The 18,226-nt window shown below is 37.0% G+C and carries 12 protein-coding genes; 7 read left to right on the top strand and 5 right to left on the bottom strand.

From position 1 onward, the window contains the following. Positions 1-9: 9 nt before the first annotated feature. Together CHB68_RS06745 and CHB68_RS06740 are read left to right on the top strand one after the other, a co-directional pair. Entirely contained in the window at positions 10-516 is a 507-nt protein-coding gene (locus CHB68_RS06745) for a hypothetical protein (protein ID WP_089260100.1), read from the top strand. Then, positions 509-946: a hypothetical protein gene (locus CHB68_RS06740; protein ID WP_089260099.1), complete on the top strand. Its 438-nt coding sequence runs from the start codon at positions 509-511 to the stop codon at positions 944-946. Before CHB68_RS06745 ends, CHB68_RS06740 begins: the two co-directional genes overlap by 8 nt. A gap of 1 nt (position 947) precedes the next feature. On the opposite strand, the gene CHB68_RS06735 is transcribed toward CHB68_RS06740, so the two are convergent. Beyond that, positions 948-1,970: a WD40/YVTN/BNR-like repeat-containing protein gene (locus tag CHB68_RS06735; protein WP_089260098.1), complete on the bottom strand. Its 1,023-nt coding sequence runs from the start codon at positions 1,968-1,970 to the stop codon at positions 948-950. Between the two features lie 152 nt (positions 1,971-2,122). On the opposite strand from CHB68_RS06735, the gene CHB68_RS06730 reads away from it, so the two are divergent. Beyond that, complete coding sequence (locus CHB68_RS06730) at positions 2,123-3,337, top strand: RsmB/NOP family class I SAM-dependent RNA methyltransferase (RefSeq protein ID WP_089260097.1); 1,215 nt, start codon at positions 2,123-2,125, stop codon at positions 3,335-3,337. A gap of 9 nt (positions 3,338-3,346) precedes the next feature. Here the strand turns inward: CHB68_RS06730 and CHB68_RS06725 are convergent, their stop codons facing one another. The 4 genes from CHB68_RS06725 to CHB68_RS06710 all read right to left on the bottom strand — a co-directional run bounded on the left by CHB68_RS06725 (position 3,347) and on the right by CHB68_RS06710 (position 9,136). Next, the gene (locus tag CHB68_RS06725; protein WP_262494222.1) at positions 3,347-6,016 is read right to left on the bottom strand and encodes a carboxypeptidase-like regulatory domain-containing protein; all 2,670 of its coding nucleotides are present in this window, start codon (positions 6,014-6,016) and stop codon (positions 3,347-3,349) included. Between the two features lie 23 nt (positions 6,017-6,039). Further along, a complete protein-coding gene (locus tag CHB68_RS06720) occupies positions 6,040-6,813 on the bottom strand; it encodes a GLPGLI family protein (protein WP_089260095.1) in 774 nt (257 codons plus the stop codon). 208 nt (positions 6,814-7,021) lie between these two features. Continuing rightward, on the bottom strand, positions 7,022-8,617 hold the full coding sequence (locus CHB68_RS06715; protein WP_089260094.1) for a zinc-binding metallopeptidase family protein: 1,596 nt from the start codon (positions 8,615-8,617) through the stop codon (positions 7,022-7,024). 153 nt (positions 8,618-8,770) lie between these two features. Then, on the bottom strand, positions 8,771-9,136 hold the full coding sequence (locus CHB68_RS06710) for a winged helix-turn-helix transcriptional regulator (protein ID WP_089260093.1): 366 nt from the start codon (positions 9,134-9,136) through the stop codon (positions 8,771-8,773). 276 nt (positions 9,137-9,412) lie between these two features. Between CHB68_RS06710 and purL the strand changes: the two genes are divergently transcribed. The 4 genes from purL (at position 9,413) to CHB68_RS06690 (ending at position 18,223) form a co-directional block, all read left to right on the top strand. Continuing rightward, the gene (gene purL, locus CHB68_RS06705) at positions 9,413-13,135 is read left to right on the top strand and encodes a phosphoribosylformylglycinamidine synthase (protein WP_089260092.1); all 3,723 of its coding nucleotides are present in this window, start codon (positions 9,413-9,415) and stop codon (positions 13,133-13,135) included. Between the two features lie 191 nt (positions 13,136-13,326). Beyond that, positions 13,327-15,096, top strand: a complete 1,770-nt coding sequence (locus tag CHB68_RS06700) for an AMP-dependent synthetase/ligase (protein WP_089260091.1) — start codon at positions 13,327-13,329, stop codon at positions 15,094-15,096. Positions 15,097-15,352: 256 nt separating this feature from the next. Next, the gene (locus CHB68_RS06695; protein ID WP_089260090.1) at positions 15,353-15,802 is read left to right on the top strand and encodes a MarR family winged helix-turn-helix transcriptional regulator; all 450 of its coding nucleotides are present in this window, start codon (positions 15,353-15,355) and stop codon (positions 15,800-15,802) included. Positions 15,803-15,817: 15 nt separating this feature from the next. Next, positions 15,818-18,223 (top strand): 3-hydroxyacyl-CoA dehydrogenase/enoyl-CoA hydratase family protein, encoded by a 2,406-nt coding sequence (locus tag CHB68_RS06690; RefSeq protein WP_089260089.1) that lies wholly within the window; start codon positions 15,818-15,820, stop codon positions 18,221-18,223. The last annotated feature ends 3 nt before the right edge of the window (positions 18,224-18,226 follow it).

Genomic DNA, 18,226 nt, shown 5'->3' with positions numbered 1-18,226 from the left:
ATAAGTATCATGAACAATAAAAACAAACATCCGTTTAAAACTCCAGAAGGCTATTTTGATAGTTTTCAGGATAAACTTATGGCTCAATTATCAGATGATCATGTAGCTATACCAAAGGACAATGCTTTTAAGGTTCCCGATAATTATTTTGAAAACTTCAATGAAAAGCTTACTAAAAAGCTATCTGAGGACACCAAGGTAATACCATTGTTCCCAATCAAGAAAGTAATAGCTATTGCAGCATCCGTAGCGGCTATTGCACTTGTTTTTTTCGGTTATCAATGGAACAATGTAGAAGATGTCAATTTTAGCGATTTGGCCAATACCGATATTGAGGCCTATTTTGAAAATACGGAGTTTGATCTAACCTCTTATGAAATAGCAGAAGTGCTGCCTTTTACAGACGCAGAGTATTCCAATATGTTGAGCCTACCTATTGATAATGAAAACATATTGGATTATTTAAGTGATAATATAAATGATTTTGAAGAACTTAATTTACAGGAAAATGAATAAATATATTGTAATACTATTTATGCTTTTTACCGCTTTCTCTTTTAGTCAAAATAAAAAAGATTGGGAAAAAATAAAATCCTTAAAAGTAGCCTACATTACAGAGAAATTATCCTTGGACAGTAGGGAAGCACAAGAATTTTGGCCTATATACAATGAATATGAGGAGAAAAGACATGCTTTAGGTCGTAAAGACCATAATGAAATTAGGAGCAAATTAAAGAACAGTGATGATCTTACGGAAAAGGATGCCAAAAAATTACTGGCGTTAAAAATTTCCATTGAAGAAGATGAAGAGGAACTGGACAAGGCCTTACTTTTGGAAGTCAGTAAAGTTACTTCTGCTAAGAAAGCATTGCTTTTACTAAAGGCCGAAGAGGATTTTAAACGTGATCTGATCAAACAATATCGCCATAACAAAGGTGGTAAATAGCCTATTGAAATTTAATTTTGGCAATGCGGTTCTTGCCTGCGGCGTAAGCTATGCTATCATTTTGAAACCTAAGGGTGTAAAATGACTCTTTTGAAAGTTCTCTCCAACTGTTACCCCTGTCAGATGAATAGGAGATACCGGTGAAGCCAACCGCAACTATTCCGTAACCATTGGTTCCCGGCACAAATTGTACACAACTTTTATATCCTGGTTCCATGTTGTTGGCCAATAGATTCCAAGTTTTTCCTCCATCTACCGTAATGGCCTTATTGGCATTGGCATCATCTGGTTCAGTATAATCGCCCCCAATGGCAATTCCCGTATTGGCATTGTAAAAATCTATGGAATAAATTCCTTCCGTAGGTTGGGTATTGCGGATGGGCGTACCGAACGCTTGCCATGATTTACCTTTATCCGGAGAGAACAAGATTCTACCCGAGGTGGTGGCCAACCAAATATTATCCCCTATAGTTTTGATATTGCTATTACTGGCAGCAAAAGCACCTTCACCCACAATACCTTCCGGTAGTAGGCTACAGGGTATCTTGGACCAAGTATTTCCTCCATCGGCGGTTGTGATAATACTTAAGCACCCCCCTACGCTATCACCAAGTGCTATACCGTCCAAATCATTTAAAAATGTCATGGCATCATAAAAAACACCTTCTCCCTCCTCTTTGTATACCACTTGCATCTGTCCATTACCACCCGTTTTATACAATAGAGCCGGTGATTCTATGGACAACATAAAAAAATCATTAGATGTATGTGCCACAGCCCTAAAATGCGGATTTCCTTCTGGTGAAGAAATCGTATTGGCCCTTACTTTTCCAGTACCTAATTCAATAGTGCCAAAAACACCGTTATTGGCCGCAAAAGCCAAACTATTACCCATAAGCTCAATAGCTCTTACACTTATAGAATCGGTATAAAGGGTTTCAATTGTCGCAGATGTAAATGTCACCGGTTGTTTACTTTCGGTACAGGAAACCAGTAAAACAATTAATAGAAATACATAGCGCATGATATTATCGTATAAAGTTTCTCAAAAATAAATGGAATCACTTCTAAAACAATACCTTTGCACCCTAATTTTTTGAAAGACCACAACTTAAAAGTTGCAAGCTTTTTCTCAGTGACACAATCTTTCAACCATAATAAACAATATCTCTTCTCATGAAATTACATAGAAATCTCGTGTTTGCCGTAATAGATGCCCTTAATCTCATTTTTAACGAAAATGAATATGCGGACAAGGTCGTTCAGAAAGTACTTCGTTTTGACAAACGATGGGGTGCTCGCGACCGAGGATTTATTGCCGAGACCACTTATGAAATGGTAAGGTACAAAAGATTATATGCAGAAATTGCAGAAGTAAAGGCACCTTTCAGCAGGCCCGACCTGTTTCGTATGTGGGCCGTTTGGGCGGTTTTGAAAGGAATAAAATTACCGGATTGGAAACAAATAGAACCCACACCGGAAAGAAGGATAAAAGGAAAATTCGACGAGCTTTCCAAAATTAGAAAATTTAGGGAAGCTATTCCAGATTGGATAGATGAACTGGGTGAAAAAGCTTTGGGCGATAAGTTGTGGACAGAAGAAATAGCCAAACTCAATGAGCCGGCTGAAGTTATCTTACGTACCAATACTTTAAAAACCAATAAAGAAACATTAAGAAAAGCATTACTGGACGAGAATATTGTAGCCGAACCTATACGTGGTTACCCAGATGCCTTAAAATTGGTTGAGCGTGCAAATGTATTTGTAACACAAGCCTTTAAAAATGGTATGTTTGAAGTACAAGATGCTTCCTCTCAGTTGGTTGCCGCATTTTTGGATGTAGAACCTGGTCAACGGGTAGTTGACACCTGTGCAGGTGCCGGTGGAAAATCATTGCATTTGGCTTCCTTGATGGAGAATAAAGGACAGCTGATTTCCATGGATATTTATGGTAGCAAGCTTAAGGAACTAAAAAGAAGGGCAAGACGTAACGGAGCACACAATATTGAAGTTAGGGAAATAGATTCTTCCAAGGTATATAAAAAATTATATGGTAGTGCAGATAGAGTGCTTATAGATGCCCCATGTACGGGATTGGGCGTTTTAAGAAGAAACCCAGACTCCAAGTGGAAAATGCAACCCGAATTTCTGGATAAAATTGTGCAAACGCAACATGAGATTATTAGAAACTATAGCAAAATCGTAAAACCTGGTGGAAAGATGGTCTATGCTACTTGTTCCATACTGCCACAAGAAAATAGTCATCAAGTACAGTCTTTCCTTAAATCTGAAGAGGGTAAGGATTTTACGTTGGTTAAAGACAAAAAAATATATGCCTCAAAGAGTGGTTATGATGGTTTCTTCATGGCTTTATTGGAAAAAAGCAATTAATTAAAAAATTCAAAATCTATAAGCAAGTTTCAATAGTAATATTCTTGGCAACAACCTATATTCAGTTGTTGTATTACCTACATCATTAATAGAGAATGTTCTAAAAGTGTTATTGTCAAATAAGTTCCTACCATCAAAAAATAACGTCCACTTATTTTTCTTTAAAACATACTTTGCGGTCACATCTAAAAAGTAGTAAGTATTTACACCTTGAAGATTGCCAAAGAAATAGCGTTCGGTTTTAACGTCTAAAGTTAACTTATCGGTAAAGGCAAAAGCTAAGTCCAAATAACTAGTGTTATTAGTGAATTTATTATTTAACGTGCTAATTTCTATTGAATTTGATAACCACTCGGTTCCTACATTGTAATTAAAAAAACCGCTAAAAGCAGATTTTAATTTTATTTGGTAACTGTTAGTTTGATTTTTAACTATCCTAAGGCCAGTATCATTAATATTATTCTGAAAATTAGATTTTGAGTACCCTAAACTAAGTTTAAGAGTAGATTTCAATTTCCTAAAATAAAAGTTTGAATATGCAGCAGCATTTAAAAATTCTCTATCCTTAATTAGTATTTTCTCCGACAATGAAAAATTTGGATCATACGAAGTATTGGTTGAGAAAAAGTCATTGTTCTTCATATAATTTAGAGACAATCCCGAAAAAAAACGGCTTGAAAAGTCGCCTACTTTATAATTGAAAGAATAATTAAATGCGTTTAATTGATTAAAATCTCCTGTGCCCTTCGAAAAAAACCTAAACCCTGTAAGCGAATAATTGTTAGAGGTACTTAAAACATCAGCGTTATTAGTTGTTATACTTACCGATGTTTCTAATTCATTAGATTTATTTATTTCCCAGTTAAGACCTAAGCTTGGATTAATAAAAAATACTGATTGACTCTTGTTGTTTTCTGAAAATTCTAAATTATTGAAGAGTTGGTGAAAATCTAATTTACCTATAAACCCAATCTTATTTATTTTAAAAAGATACTTGGTTTTAAAATACAAATCATTTGTTCTATATTCTAAAGTATTCTGAAAGCCATCTGGATTTTCTAAAAGTACATCGTTATTTTTTATATTAAAAATTGATTGTAAATCATCTATTCGCAGTTCGTTACCTAACTTAAATTCTAGTAAATTACCATTTTGTTTTTTTTCTAAAAGATGACCTTCTACCCCAAAAAATTGATATTGATTCTCACTTATTTGAGAAATATTATTAGCATTTGAGATTTCAGGAAACAAATCTTGATATAAAAAACGGTTAATAGTAAAGTTTTGTGGCGAACTTTCTTTTATATATCGCCCAGTTAATAAGAAAACTTTTTTATCAGCAAACCTATCAGAGTAACCGATTTTATAGTCAAAAAGATTATTATTAGATGCTAATGATTGCAAAGTGGAAAGTCCGTTAAAATTTAAATCAGAGTTATCCTTAAAATTAGAGTAATTAAATTTTGTTGTTGATTCCAACATTTTACGTTCTGATATATCATACGTTATATCTATCTTACCAAAAGCAGTAAGCTTGTTATTTGATATTATAACGTCCTCTGTGTTTGTAAAACTAAATCCACTAGAATTAAAATTATCTATAGTATTGCTAAAAAACTGAATTTCGTCTGTATTTAAAAACCCCAAGGTTTTCAATTTTACTTTATTAGACAGGTTATAAATAGCATTCAAAGAAAGTAGTTCCGCATTATTAAAGTTAGTTCTGCTCTCTTTAAAATCATTAATACCACCACTAATATTGTTTAAGGTCTGTAATCGCTGATTATCACCTATACTTGAGGGCTCACCAGAACGGTAGGGTCTTATTAATTGATTAATATCACCTGTAGAATCATCCCCGGTATTATTAAGATTACTTAAAAAATAAAACTTTTTCTTTTTACTGAAATTAGCCAGATTACCTTTAATGGTATAAAAATTAGATAATTCTAAGCCATATCCCATGGTAATATCCCCAAACCAAATGTTTTTAGCTTCTTCCTTAAGTTTCAAATTAAGCGCAACTTTATCGCTATTTTCAATACCTTTTAATAATCTACTATTAGAATATTTTTGAAGTAACTCAACACTCTCCAAAGGGTGTACCGGCAAACTTTTTGATAATATTTTATATCCTTTTTCAAAAAAATCATCACCGTCTACCATCAATTTTTCAATTTCTTGGTTTCCAAACTTTATAGTCCCGTCAGAATCTACATTTATTCCAGGTAAATTTTTAAGCAAATCTTCTAGTATTACTTCATTTCCTCTTAAAAATGTTTTTACTTTATATACAACCGTATCCTTTTTAATATCAATAGGTAGATCTGCATTGACAATTACCTCATTTAATTCAAAAAGTTTCTCTTTAAGTTCAATATCCTTTTTTAAATTTTTAGTGTTCTTAGTAATAGAGATGGGCTGTATTAGTTTTTCATAACCTAACATAGAAACAATGAGGTTAAAATCTCCTGTTTCATCTAACTCTAGCTCGTAAAAACCGCTATTGTTACTATAAGTATAAGCAACAGTTATTGAATCTTGTGATTGAAGTAATAGACTACTGTAAGGAATTGGTTTTTGGAAGGCATCCATAATAAAACCAGTAATTTTTGTTTGGGAAATAATCGTGCCTGTCGACAGAAAACTTAAAATCAGAAAAAAAAGTTTTATCCGCACATTACCTTTGTTTATAAAATCTATTATTCTTTATTTGAATCGTTCTTTTCCCACTCATATATAAGCTCAAGTCTTGGTGGCTCTGTATAGCTAGAAGATACGATAGTAGTATTTCTATCGGTATTCAGAGAACTGACATATGCAAAAAACTCTTTTTGCTTTTCAGGCTTTTCTTTGGTTACAAATTCTTTTAAGGACATTTTTTTAGTCCCTACCGGAATCTGTATGTTTTCACCTTGGTTTTGGGTACTATATTTTGATAACCTGAAAAGTATTAAACCCTCATCATCTGTAGCTTCTACGATCAATCCAGGTAAACCCTGTAATTTCCATGGACCATAAGGCACGGGGATGTCATTTGCAAACCAGACTATATAAGTTCTACCCCTAAAGTATCCAGTAGCCTTCTGACATATTAAAGTATTTAGATTTTTGAATTCCTGTTCTATTTTCCAATTAATATTCGGTATTTCTTCTTCAAGAATATACACTTCTCTAAATCCGTAAACTTTATTTAAAAAGATTTTTAACTCTCTATTTAAATAATATTCTGGTCTATCATCAGAATCAGGTAAATTTATTTGCACGTTTCCATTTTCATCCAATGTTCTTTCTTCTTCAACAAGTGCCTCTGATCTTAATAAAGTATAATTTGAATGATTGGATGTAAATTTTAAAACTCCTTTACTTTTGTAATTAATTATTTTATTTACATATACATATTCTGCGACACTAGTTATTTGAGAAAATGAAAAATATCCAACTAAAAAAATCAAATAAATAAATTGTTTTATCATAGCATTCGTTTTAATGACAAAACCTTTATAATAGGTTTTGTCATTAGATTTCTTTTACTAATTGGACTCCAGAAAAGAACAATTTCATTCTAGCATCAAATTCAGCTACATTGGCTGCAGCAGTAAAATTTGGATGGCATAATTTCTACAAATGAGGTGTGTTCTATAGTTACTAGTTATATAAGTCTATTTAAGTTAAACTAAAATACTACTCTGATTTCAATGTTGGATACTCAATCCCCAACTGCTCTAAATAAGTATCATACTTAGTCTCGTCATAATAGAATTTTTCCAAAGCTGGTCTAAATTGTTCTTGTTTATCCTTGTTCAGGTAAATTGGAGGCATATCACTTTCTGAAATCATAGGTTGATATTTGGTATCCTTTTGTTGTTCATTGTTAAAATAGTCCCACGCACCTTTCATCAATTCGGGTTTTAACAGAAAATCCAATATGGTCATGGCTTCAACCTTTGCTCCGGCTACAACTCCTTTATGTGCTATTGGTGTGGCCATGGCAATGGCATTGCTCCAATGATGGCCTTGAAGTCCGGGTATGTTAGACGGATACCTCAGGGTAACCGTTGGAACTTTCCAAGAAATATCGCCAATATCATCAGAACCACCACTTACGGGTTCAATTACAGGAAGGCCCAAATCAGCTAATTCCGTAGATAGACCTTCTACCTTTTCCGAACCGACTTCTGTCTGTACCGCCTTTGCCAATTTTTGGTCCGCCTCTGACCATTCCGGCAAACCTACTTGTTTTATATTCCCGTACATAGTTTCGGCAATAACCTTATTATAGTGCCTTGGCCAGGCAGTACCCAAAACCTTGGAGGTCATGGTAGTGCCGGTCATCATAGCCGCTCCTTTTGCCATATCGTTGGCCATGGCATACATTTCCATGATCCCTTCATATTTAATATCCCTAAAATAGAACCATATAGATGCTTTTGAAGGTACCACGTTTGGCTGATCTCCAGAATCCGTAAATATAGAATGGGAACGTTTTAAGGGGTGTAGGTGCTCACGCTTATAGTTCCAAGCTATGTTCATTAGTTCAGCAGCGTCCAGGGCACTTTTTCCTCGCCAGGGAGATCCTGCGGAATGTGCGGCTTCACCATCAAAACTATATTCAACGGATATTAGACCGGTGCCCCTTGTGGGTCCATAGGAGACTCCTAAATTATTGCCCACATGTGTAAAGATGCACATGTCTATATCATCGAACAAACCATCTCTAACGTACCACGCCTTTGCGGCCACAAGTTCTTCGGCAATACCGGGCCAGACCAATAATGTACCTCCTATTTGCTCTCGTTCCATAATCTTCTTTACGGCAAGGGCAGAAGAAATATTCATTGGAATTCCGGAATTGTGACCTTCACCATGGCCAGGCGCACCTTCTACAATGGGCTTGTGATAGGCTACACCAGGATATTGTGATGCTTTAGGAATGCAATCCACATCACTTCCCAAAGCTATAACAGGGCCCTCACCATTGCTCCAAGTAGCAAACCACGCCGTAGGTATGCCAGATATTGAAGTTTCTATTTCAAATCCGTTTTCGGTTAATATCCCGGTAAGGTATTTGGACGACTCTACTTCCTGGAAGCCTAATTCGGAAAAACTGAAAATTTTATCGACCATGACTTGGGATTGCTTCTTATTATCCTCGACTATGGATGCGACTTCGGCCTTTAATTTTTCAATTTGTTTGTTTGATCTTTTCTTTTGGGCAATTGCACTACTCATCATAGAGAGTGAGCAAATTGCCGCTAATAGGATAGTTTTTTCTTTCATGGTTGGTTTGAATTAGCTTCCAAAAAGATACGCAAATTCAATCGCCCTACCGTGGCTCTACATTAATTTTTGTCTAATTAAGAACCAACAACCCATTTTTTTGATATTAATAGTAATTTTTGCATGCCAAAACCATACTATTGTAAAGCTGTATTAAAACAACGGCAACTGTTGGTTCTGCGGCGCGTCTGGCACAACTACTTTTTCCGTCTGTTGTTTTTGCCCCCAACGCATCATAGCTTGTACAACAGGTAACAATGACTTTCCTGCGGGTGTTAAAGTATATTCCACACGTGGCGGAATTTCTCCATATAATGTGCGGTCCAATATGCCCGTCTTTTCCAATGATTTTAATTGTTTGCTTAACATTTGGCGATTTATCCCATCTATGGCTTCAAATAATTTATTAAATCTATTCGTACCCTTAGAAATATGATATAAGAGTATGGGTTTCCATTTACCTCCTATCATATCCATACATTTTGATAGCGCCTGTATATCGCTTTTATGCTTTGTCATTTTGTCCCAAATTTAATATTGATGCCTATTTTAGTCGTGTAAACACTGCCTTTATAAAAGTCTTAAAAACAGACTATAATTTAATCTTAAATAAAAATCTAAAATTAAAACCTAATTTAGAAACTATCGGCAATTTTTAGTTCATTGGATAAAGGTAAAACAAAATCCTACTTTTTTCATTAACAATTACTGTTTAAAAGTGTTTCAAATTACCGTGAAAAGTAACTGCTAAAACCTTAATTTTGTACTTTAAAAATCAATACCAGACTCGTTATAATGATTCACTTTTTTGGGGAACCTAGCAAAAAGGTTTTTGCGGTACAGACCGCTAAGGAACTTTCAACTGAAGATACCGGTAAACTTATATGGTTGTTTGGCAACCTACCGAAAATAAATGCGGCGTCACTTGACGCCTTTTTTGTTGGGCCTCGTGCCGCAATGATAACTCCCTGGAGTACCAATGCTACTGAAATCACCCAAAATATGGGTATTGAGGGTATCATTAGAATTGAGGAATTTAATGCCGTAGATGAGCATTTTACAGGATTTGATCCAATGATTTCGCAGAAGTATAAGGTATTGGACCAAGATGTGTTCACTATTAGCGTTGCACCCAAACCTATATTGGAAATTGAAGATATCCAAGCCTTTAATCTACAAGAAGGTTTGGCCCTCAACGAAGAGGAAGTGCAATACCTGGAAAACTTGAGTAAAAAAATAGGTCGCAAATTGACCGATTCAGAAGTTTTTGGTTTTAGTCAGGTCAATTCTGAACATTGTAGGCATAAAATATTCAACGGTACATTCGTAATCGACGGAGAGGAAATGCCTACCTCCTTATTTAAATTGATCAAGAAAACATCCCAGGAACATCCTAATGATATCATATCTGCCTATAAGGACAATGTAGCTTTTGTAAAAGGACCAAAGGTGGTACAGTTTGCCCCTAAAAGTGCAGATAGACCAGACTTTTATCAGGAAAAGGAATTTGATTCCGTTATCTCCTTAAAAGCGGAAACCCATAATTTTCCTACTACGGTAGAACCTTTTAACGGGGCGGCAACCGGTGCAGGTGGTGAAATACGGGATCGCTTGGCCGGCGGAAAAGGGTCCTTACCTTTAGCTGGAACGGCCGTATATATGACCGCATATTCCCGTTTGGAACAAAACAGACCTTGGGAAAAGGGAATGCCAGAAAGAAAATGGTTATACCAAACACCAATGGATATTTTGATCAAAGCATCTAACGGTGCTTCCGATTTTGGAAACAAATTTGGTCAGCCGCTCATCTCTGGCTCGGTTTTAACCTTTGAACATGATGAAGCTTCCTCGCCTTTTGACAGTACCGATGACAATATGTCGTCAGCTTCACAAAATCAACGCAGATTAGGCTTTGACAAAGTTATTATGCAAGCTGGTGGTATAGGCTACGGGAAAGTTGAACAAGCCATTAAGGACAAGCCCCAAACCGGAAATAAAATTGTAATTCTTGGGGGCGATAATTATAGGATCGGTATGGGCGGTGCGGCTGTGAGCAGTGCAGATACGGGGGAATTTAGTTCCGCGATAGAACTTAATGCTGTTCAACGCTCTAATCCTGAAATGCAAAAAAGGGCCGCAAACGCTATACGCGGTATGGTGGAAAGTGATGAAAATACCATTGTCTCTATTCATGATCACGGAGCTGGTGGTCACCTTAACTGTCTTTCTGAACTTGTTGAGGAAACAGGCGGAAAAATAGATTTGGATAAATTACCCGTTGGCGACCCTACATTATCAGCCAAGGAAATTATAGGCAATGAATCACAGGAGCGTATGGGGTTGGTCATTGGTAAGGACCATATAGATCTATTAAAACGAATTGCCGATCGCGAACGCTCACCAATGTATGAAGTGGGCGATGTTACAGGTGATGATCGTTTTACGTTCGAATCCAAGACCAATGGAGATAAGCCAATGGACCTGGAACTTTCAGATATGTTCGGCAGTTCTCCAAAAACAATTATGACCGATAACACCGTAACTCGAAATTATGCCAATGCCAACTATTCGCTTGAATATTTTCATGATTACTTGGACGCGGTTCTTCAACTAGAGGCAGTGGCCTGTAAGGATTGGCTCACCAACAAGGTTGATCGTTGCGTAGGTGGTCGTGTTGCCAAACAGCAATGTGTGGGGCCGTTACAGTTACCTTTGAACAATTGTGGTGTAATGGCTTTGGACTTTAAAGGCAAGGAAGGGATTGCCACTAGTATTGGGCACTCCCCCATCTCTGCGCTTATAGACCCATCCGCAGGTAGCAAGAACAGTATTGCAGAAGCTTTGACCAACCTGGTTTGGGCGCCGTTAAAAGATGGTTTGGCCTCCGTTTCCTTATCCGCCAACTGGATGTGGCCCTGCAAAAATGAAGGAGAAGATGCCCGCTTATATAAAGCAGTACAAGCTGTTTCCGAATTTGCAATTGAATTAGGCATCAATGTACCCACTGGAAAGGATTCCCTTTCCATGAAACAAAAATATAAGGATGGTGATGTAATATCTCCGGGTACCGTGGTTATATCCGCTGCGGGTAACTGTAACGATATTACCAAGGTTATAGAACCTGTTCTACAAAAAGATGCCGGGTCTATCTATTACATTAATCTATCTAAGGATGCCTATAAACTAGGAGGTTCTTCATTTTCACAAACAAGGAACAGTATTGGTAGCGAAACCCCAACCATTACGGACTCCGCATACTTTAAAGCTGCTTTTAACACCATACAAACCTTAATTAAGGAAGATAAAATTGTTGCAGGGCACGATGTTGCCTCCGGCGGGTTGATTACAACACTTCTGGAACTGTGCTTTGCGGACACTGAACTAGGGGCCGATCTTGACCTTACCTCATTGGGCGAGGCAGATACCATAAAAGTTCTGTTTTCTGAAAATGCAGGAGTTGTGCTACAAGCAAAAGATGACAGTATAGCAAACATTTTTGCATCTAACAATATAGATGCCATTAAATTGGGTACCGTTACGAGCAAAGCCGTTCTTACCATAAAAAACAATGGTATGGAAATGGGACTAAATATAGAAACCTTACGGGACACTTGGTTCAAGACATCATTCCTTCTTGACAATCAACAGACTGCAAATGGTCTGGCCAAGGACAGATTTGAAAATTATAAGGTTCAACCTTTGCAATATACCTTTTCCAATAAGACCCCTATAAGCGTGCCAAGTAAAGCCTTAAACGCAACCAAAGACAGACCTAAGGCCGCCATTCTCCGTGAAAAAGGCAGTAACTCTGAACGCGAAATGGCCAATGCAATGTATTTGGCCGGTTTTGATGTGAAAGACGTTCATATGACCGATTTAATTTCAGGACGCGAGAATTTAGAGGACATTCAGTTCTTAGGAGCTGTTGGAGGTTTCTCCAACTCAGACGTTTTGGGAAGCGCCAAAGGATGGGCGGGTGCCATCAAGTACAATGAAAAGGCCAACACCGTTATCAAGAACTTCTTTGCTAGACCAGATACGCTATCGGTCGGTATATGCAATGGTTGCCAATTGTTCATGGAACTGGACCTAATAAATCCGGAGCATGAAACCCATGGTAAAATGACATATAACGATTCCCATAAACACGAAAGTAACTTTACATCCGTAGAAATACAGAAAAACAATTCCGTAATGCTTTCCTCATTGGAAGGAAGCAAATTAGGGGTTTGGATTTCTCACGGGGAAGGTAAATTCTCATTACCGCTTTCTGAGGACAACTATGATATCGTTGCCAAATATGGTTATGAAGGATATCCGGCAAATCCAAATGGTAGTGATTTCAATACGGCAATGCTTTGTGATAAAACCGGTAGACACCTGGTGACAATGCCCCATATAGAACGTTCTATTTTTCCATGGAACTGGGCACATTATCCATCAAATAGAAAGGATGAAGTTTCACCTTGGATTGAAGCCTTTGTGAATGCCAAAGATTGGATTCTTAATCACAAATAATTAAATTTTGAGCATTATGCACACATAACCCATTCATTTGCAATTTATTGTAGACGAATATTTAGAATTAGCCCGAACCCTGTTGAACTTTCAGATTAAGAAATTTATAATCATAGGCTATTTTATTTGTCAATACAATTTTAAAATACCGAGTTCTTTCATTATTTTGCAAAAAAGTTTATAATCTGCATATGCAAAAAATAACCCGTCTATTCGATATACCTTATTATCAATTAGAGCATTTTAACCTTGAAAAAGCTCTTGTAACCAAAAAAAACGGGAAATGGATCGCCACTTCCACGCAAGAGTATATTAATAAAGCAAATGCCATAAGCAGGGGTTTGCTTCGCTTAGGAGTTAAACCTAATGACAAAATAGCCGTTATCTCATTGACAAACAGAACGGAGTGGAATATTTTGGATATTGGAATATTACAGATCGGCGCACAGAATGTACCAATTTATCCCACTATTTCTGAAGAGGATTATGAATATGTGCTAAACCATTCAGAAGCACAGTATTGTTTTGTATCGTGTACAGAGGTATTGACAAAGGTCAACAATATCAAGGGCAATGTAAAATCCCTTAAAGGAGTATACTCGTTCAATGAAATAGATAATTGCCCTAATTGGCAAGAAGTATTGGACCAAGGTGCGGATACGACCAACCAAGAAGAAGTAGAAACGTTAAAGAATAACGTTCAACCATCTGATCTTGCAACTTTAATCTATACTTCGGGTACCACTGGAAGACCAAAAGGTGTAATGATGAGCCATAATAATTTGGTGTCCAATGTTGTAGCAAGTAAAGAACGTGTTCCCTCTAGCACCAATGATACAGCGTTAAGCTTTTTACCCGTTTGCCATATTTTTGAACGTATGATTCTTTATCTCTACCAATATTGCGGAATTGAAATTCATTTTGCCGAAGGGTTGGATAAAATAAGTGATAACTTAAAAGAAGTAAAACCAAATTTAATGACCGTAGTACCCAGGTTGTTAGAAAAGGTATATGAATCTATAATTGCAAAAGGATCAAGTCTAACGGGTATAAAAAAGAGTCTGTTCTTTTGGGCCGTTGGTGTAGGTCTAAAATTTGAACCTTATAAGGTCAACGGGTGGTGGTATGAATTTAAACTTTCCATAGCACGCAAGTTAATTTTCAGCAAGTGGCAAGAAGGCCTAGGAGGTAATCTTGGCATAATGGTGTCCGGTAGTGCCGCTTTGCAGCCCCGTCTAAGTAGAATTTTTGGCGCCGCAGGTATTCCTGTAATGGAAGGTTATGGTCTCACCGAAACTTCACCTGTCATCTCTGTAAACGATGTACGTAACAACGGGTGGAAAATTGCCACCGTAGGTAAGGTCATTTCAGATGTGGAAGTAACGATTGCCGAAGATGGCGAAATTTTATGCAAGGGTCCTAACGTAATGATGGGTTATTATAAGGATCCGGAAAAAACCGCCGAAGTCATCAAGGATGGCTACTTCCATACAGGGGATATCGGTGAAATAGACCATGAAGGTTTTTTGCGGATTACCGATCGCAAAAAGGAAATGTTCAAAACTTCCGGCGGTAAATATGTAGCACCCCAATTGTTGGAGAACAGATGCAAGCAATCCCGTTTCATTGAGCAGATTATGGTTATTGGTGAAGGTGAAAAAATGCCCGCTGCACTTATTCAGCCCAATTTTGATTATATCTATGAATGGGCCAAGAAGAATAAAATTACCGTAGGTGAAAATTCTGATATTGTACTTAATGAAAAAGTAATTGCAAGATTGGACGAAGAAGTTACCAAGGCCAATGAAAATTTTGCCAAATGGGAAAAAATTAAACAATTTAGGCTTACACCGGACATTTGGAGCATTGAGGGCGGACATCTTACCCCTACAATGAAATTGAGGAGAAAAATCATCAAGGAAAAATACATTGACCTATACAATGATATTTATGGATATTAAGACCATATTCCACCAAAATTAGAAAAGCCCAAACGGAATTTTAACCTACTGCCCGGGTTTAATTAATCTATATGGATTAACTTGGTATTATACCAAGTTAATCTTTTACCCAATTCTTATTAAATACGGCATTCCGTAATTTTATATAGGCAATTGTACCAAATTCAAAAAAGGAATAGGTTTTGCTTAAATATTTCATAAATTTATTATGCATGCATAATAAATTTTATTATATTTGGGCTGCAACCACCAGCGTATGAAAGAAGTAACAATTGATTATGCACTTAGAGCTACATGGCAAGCCGTAGCTAGAATGTATAATGAAGAAGCAAAGAATTTTGATTCTACAATGGCAGTAGGTTTTACTTTATTGAGTATTGACCCCAAAACGGGAACTCCATCTACCGCTTTAGGACCTAAAATGGGCATGGAAGCTACAAGTCTTTCCAGAATCTTAAAGAGTATGGAAAAAAAAGGGCTCATTCTAAGAAAGCCTAACCCAGATGACGGAAGAGGGGTATTAATCTACTTGACCGAAATGGGCCTGGAAAAAAGAAACCTTTCTAAAAGTACCGTACTTCAATTTAATGAAGCTATTAGGCAAGAAGTGGACCAGGAAAAAATTCTGAACTTCTTTGAGGTTACGGAAACCATCAATAAACTAATTGCGGACAAAAAATTATTTTCAAAAAATATATCAAATTAATACCGATTAAACTACATGAACAAGCATATTAAAAAAGTAGCAGTTATCGGCTCTGGAATAATGGGTAGTGGCATTGCTTGCCATTTTGCCAATATTGGAGTCGAAGTATTACTATTGGATATCGTACCAAGAGAACTTACGGAAAAGGAAAAAGCCAAAGGCTTAACACTTAACGATAAAGTTGTTCGTAATAGATTGGTTAACGATTCATTGGCTGCAGCACTAAAATCTAAGCCCTCCCCTATTTATCATCAAAAATTTGCAGATAGGATATCTACTGGAAACTTAGAGGATGATATTGCAAAAGTGGCCAAGGTTGACTGGATCATTGAAGTAGTTGTTGAACGACTTGATATTAAAAAAATGGTGTTTGAAAACTTGGAAAAGCATAGGACTCCAGGTACATTGATTACATCCAATACATCGGGTATTCCTATTCATTTTATGAGTGAAGGCCGTAGTGAGGATTTTCAGAAACACTTCTGTGGAACACACTTTTTTAATCCCGCACGATATTTAAAATTGTTTGAAATTATTCCTGGACCCAAGACTTCTCCTGAAGTACTGGAATTTTTAAACGGATATGGAGAAAAATTTCTAGGTAAAACATCGGTTATCGCAAAAGATACCCCTGCTTTTATAGGTAATAGAATAGGCATATTCAGTATCCAAAGCCTTTTTCATATGGTCAAGGATATGAACATGACTGTAGAAGAAGTAGATAAATTGACCGGTCCGGTAATAGGTCGTCCAAAATCCGCAACGTTTAGAACCGTAGATGTTGTTGGTCTGGACACTTTAGTGCACGTAGCCAACGGAATTGCGGATAACTGTAAGGATGATGAAAAGTTAGAACTCTTTAAACTGCCTGGTTTCATCAATACCATGATGGAGAACAAGTGGTTGGGTAGTAAGACCGGCCAAGGTTTTTATAAAAAATCCAAAGATGAAAAGGGCAAGACAGAAATTTTGACCTTGGATTTGGATACCATGGAGTACCGTTCCAAGAAAAGTGCAAAATTTGCCACATTGGAACTTACCAAAACAATAGATAAGGTCGTTGATAGATTTAAAGTATTGGTTGCAGGAAAAGACAAGGCAGGTGAGTTTTATAGAAAGAACTTTGCGGCCCTATTTGCCTATGTATCACATAGAATACCTGAAATTACGGACGAACTTTATAAGATTGACGATGCCATGAAAGCTGGGTTTGGTTGGGAACACGGACCTTTTCAAATTTGGGATGCCATTGGTGTAGAGAAGGGAATAGAAATAATGAAAGCGGAAGGGGAAACACCTGCTGCTTGGGTAACAGAGATGCTCGCAGCCGGAACTACTTCTTTTTATGCCGTTAAGGATGGCGCTACCTACTATTATGATATTCCAAAAAAATCGATAGAAAAAATACCTGGCCAGGATTCGTTTATCATTTTGGATAATATTAGAAAATCCAAGGAAGTATTTAAAAATAGCGGCGTAGTCGTTGAAGATTTAGGAGACGGAATCTTGAATGTAGAATTCCAATCCAAAATGAATACGATTGGGGGCGATGTTCTTGCCGGACTTAATAAGGCAATTGACCTTGCCGAAAAAGATTTTCAAGGTCTTGTTGTTGGTAATCAAGCCCCAAACTTTTCTGTTGGTGCTAATATCGGTATGATATTTATGATGGCCGTTGAGCAAGAGTATGATGAATTGAACATGGCAATAAAAATGTTTCAGGATACCATGATGCGCATGCGCTATTCCGCCATACCCACAGTATCCGCACCCCACGGTATGACTTTGGGCGGTGGCTGTGAGCTGTCATTACATGCAGATAAAGTCGTAGCCGCTGCAGAAACCTATATAGGTTTGGTTGAATTTGGAGTTGGTGTAATCCCAGGTGGTGGCGGTTCTAAGGAGTTTGCCTTGCGAGCACAAGATTTGTTTCATAAAAACGATGTTGAACTGAACGTACTTCAAGAATACTTTTTAACAATAGGTATGGCCAAGGTATCCACTTCTGCCTATGAAGCGTTTGATCTAGGAATTTTACAATCGGGCAAGGATATTGTGGTGGTGAATAAAGACCGACAAATTGCTACCGCTAAGGCCCATGCTCAATTAATGGCCGAGGCAGGGTATACCCAACCTGTAAAACGTAAGGATATTAAAGTTTTAGGCAAGCAGGCTTTAGGTATGTTCTTAGTAGGTACGGACTCTATGCAAGACAGTAACTATATAAGTGAGCATGACAAAAAGATTGCAAATAAATTGGCATACGTAATGGCCGGTGGTGATCTGTCTGAACCAACACGCGTATCGGAACAATATCTTTTGGATTTAGAGCGTGAAGCATTCCTGTCATTATGTACGGAACGTAAGACATTGGAAAGAATTCAGCACATGTTAAAAACAGGTAAACCATTAAGAAACTAAAAA

Origin of the sequence: Maribacter sedimenticola (assembly GCF_900188415.1) — a bacterium.
GTDB lineage: Bacteria > Bacteroidota > Bacteroidia > Flavobacteriales > Flavobacteriaceae > Maribacter > Maribacter sedimenticola.
The sequence above is the reverse complement of the archived record's forward strand: the minus strand, read 5'-3'. Positions and strand labels throughout refer to the sequence as shown.

What these genes read in the sequence shown, in the direction of transcription:
- CHB68_RS06735 (WP_089260098.1), bottom strand. Translation starts at nt 1,970, where the DNA reads ATGCGCTATGTATTTCTATTAATTGTTTTACTGGTTTCCTGTACCGAA.
- CHB68_RS06740 (WP_089260099.1), top strand. Translation starts at nt 509, where the DNA reads ATGAATAAATATATTGTAATACTATTTATGCTTTTTACCGCTTTCTCT.
- CHB68_RS06695 (WP_089260090.1), top strand. Translation starts at nt 15,353, where the DNA reads ATGAAAGAAGTAACAATTGATTATGCACTTAGAGCTACATGGCAAGCC.
- CHB68_RS06700 (WP_089260091.1), top strand. Translation starts at nt 13,327, where the DNA reads ATGCAAAAAATAACCCGTCTATTCGATATACCTTATTATCAATTAGAG.
- purL (WP_089260092.1), top strand. Translation starts at nt 9,413, where the DNA reads ATGATTCACTTTTTTGGGGAACCTAGCAAAAAGGTTTTTGCGGTACAG.
- CHB68_RS06690 (WP_089260089.1), top strand. Translation starts at nt 15,818, where the DNA reads ATGAACAAGCATATTAAAAAAGTAGCAGTTATCGGCTCTGGAATAATG.
- CHB68_RS06745 (WP_089260100.1), top strand. Translation starts at nt 10, where the DNA reads ATGAACAATAAAAACAAACATCCGTTTAAAACTCCAGAAGGCTATTTT.
- CHB68_RS06730 (WP_089260097.1), top strand. Translation starts at nt 2,123, where the DNA reads ATGAAATTACATAGAAATCTCGTGTTTGCCGTAATAGATGCCCTTAAT.
- CHB68_RS06710 (WP_089260093.1), bottom strand. Translation starts at nt 9,136, where the DNA reads ATGACAAAGCATAAAAGCGATATACAGGCGCTATCAAAATGTATGGAT.
- CHB68_RS06720 (WP_089260095.1), bottom strand. Translation starts at nt 6,813, where the DNA reads ATGATAAAACAATTTATTTATTTGATTTTTTTAGTTGGATATTTTTCA.
- CHB68_RS06715 (WP_089260094.1), bottom strand. Translation starts at nt 8,617, where the DNA reads ATGAAAGAAAAAACTATCCTATTAGCGGCAATTTGCTCACTCTCTATG.